The sequence below is a fragment of the Pseudolactococcus yaeyamensis genome, from assembly GCF_054658615.1.
In genome coordinates this window covers 1-1,979 of record NZ_BAAGGP010000167.1, presented here as the reverse complement: position 1 = coordinate 1,979, position 1,979 = coordinate 1, and the positions used below count along the sequence as shown (strand labels likewise).

Genomic DNA, 1,979 nt, shown 5'->3' with positions numbered 1-1,979 from the left:
AAATCCGTGAGTCCATTCCAGAACTATTATCTCTGAGAAACGGCTCAGTAGTCAAGTGAAAATTAATATCAATTAGGTAAAAATCGTAGTGGTTAATCACTACTAGAATATATTATACGAGGAGAAACAGTTGTAATTTCTGAACCTTTACTACTCGCAATCACAAATACAAGAGAAATAAAGAGACTTAAAATCAAGTTTTTATTCATAATAACAATTATCGAAGAGACAATACCTGAAAATAAAATTGAGACAATAACAGATAAAGCATCATACATTAGAAAATCAAACATAGAAGTTGAATATGAAATCTGTTGAAAGACTCTCCCTACTACGGGAAAAATAACAATCATACTAATACCTATTGAAGAAACGAAAATACTAATTAACCTCATACAAATCTGTTTTTTACAAGTCACATTTGCCATCGTAAAGGAACGTATTCTATTAGTAGCTAAATCCGAAGAAACAAAAACAATTGTTAGAAATGCACTACTAATACTTAATAAAATTGACAAAATTCGTACAAAATATCTTGATATCGGGGCAGAAATTTTCTCCTGTTTATTTTCAATCCTTTTTTTTATTATCTGATAAGGTTCGTTAATATAATACTGATAATTTTTTGTAGCGTAAGTTCCTGAAAACATTGAATAACCAAAACCATATGGTAAATATAAGGCATTTCTATAATCCTTGAATTCTTTTTCTGACAGACTGTTTAATTGCGCCACTGATAAAAATTTTAGTGATTGAATTTCTCCTTTTTTTTCAATCTTTTCATAAAATTTTTTGATCTTTTCTTCAGTAATATGGTCATTTGCCAAAAACACTGTCGTCGAAACTCTAGTATCAAACCTCATATTATCTTCATATACTGGCACAATAGTCGTAGCCGTTCTTTCTTTCAAAAAAGACTGCTTATCTTGCTTGTTAAACGCTTTAAAATTCTGAAAGCCAAGCTTTTTTTCATACTGTTGTTGATTAGTAGGTATTTCACCAACTACCCATTGCCCCTGTAAAAAAAGAACAATAGCTGTAACCGATATTAGCACATAAAGAATTGGAGATTTCAATACCTCTTTAAAATATAAATATAGTAGGTTCATCTGCTACTCCTCTCCATTTAGTACGAGAAAGCAATTTTCCAAAGTCGCAACAACTGGTATTGAAGTATCAATTTCAGTTGTTGTTACTTCGTCACTATATATAATGATTCTTTCTCCTAATTTAGACTTAAATCGCTTAATAACTCTAGTCTTTTTAGGAATTTTTTCGCTGAAAGGAATTTCATAAAAATGTCCTTCAAATTTTTCTACTAAAGCTGATAATTCGCCTTGAAATTTTATTCTTCCCTTTTTCAAAATAATAATTTGGTCACTAATTTGTTCTATATCTTCTATGATATGAGTAGAAAAAAGTATCGTTTTAGTTTTTCCTAAATTCATGATAAATTCTCTTATACTACTTCTTTCCTCTGGATCTACTCCTGCCGTTGGTTCATCAATAATCAAGAACTCCGGATTATGCACAAGTGCAACAGCCAGCCCAACTCTACGCTTCATGCCACCTGATAGCGCTTTGTATTTTTTCTTTCTATGCTCCCAGAGATGCAGCGCTTTAATTAGATACTGAACTTGTTTTTCTGTTGCTCCATGCTTTAATCCATGTAAATAGCCAAAATAGCGAATATTATCTTCAACTGATAATGTTGGATACATACCAAATTCTTGTGGCATATAGCCAATTTTTTTCGACTTTCTCTCACTTCCTCTGAGCTTTCTCTTTTTTTATCATAAACAAATACAGTTCCCTCACTCTGATATTGGACACTCGCAATAATGTCCATCAAAGTCGTTTTGCCCGATCCGTTAGCCACTGGTATTTAAAGAAAACAGTTTCCTTTGTCTATTCTATTACTTTATCAATGCCACGATTTCCTGTTCTTGTTCCGCAAAGCGAAACACAATTGTGATTTC

1 protein-coding gene and 1 pseudogene are annotated in these 1,979 nt (G+C 31.8%); both read right to left on the bottom strand.

All coding sequences use genetic code 11. The annotated features are described in order from the left end of the window. Window positions 1–92: 92 nt before the first annotated feature. The gene (locus ACYQ21_RS15410; protein WP_460059551.1) at window positions 93–1,109 is read right to left on the bottom strand and encodes a hypothetical protein; all 1,017 of its coding nucleotides are present in this window, start codon (window positions 1,107–1,109) and stop codon (window positions 93–95) included. Window positions 1,110–1,112: 3 nt separating this feature from the next. Continuing rightward, window positions 1,113–1,849, bottom strand: a pseudogene (locus ACYQ21_RS15405) (ABC transporter ATP-binding protein). Window positions 1,850–1,979: the final 130 nt, after the last annotated feature.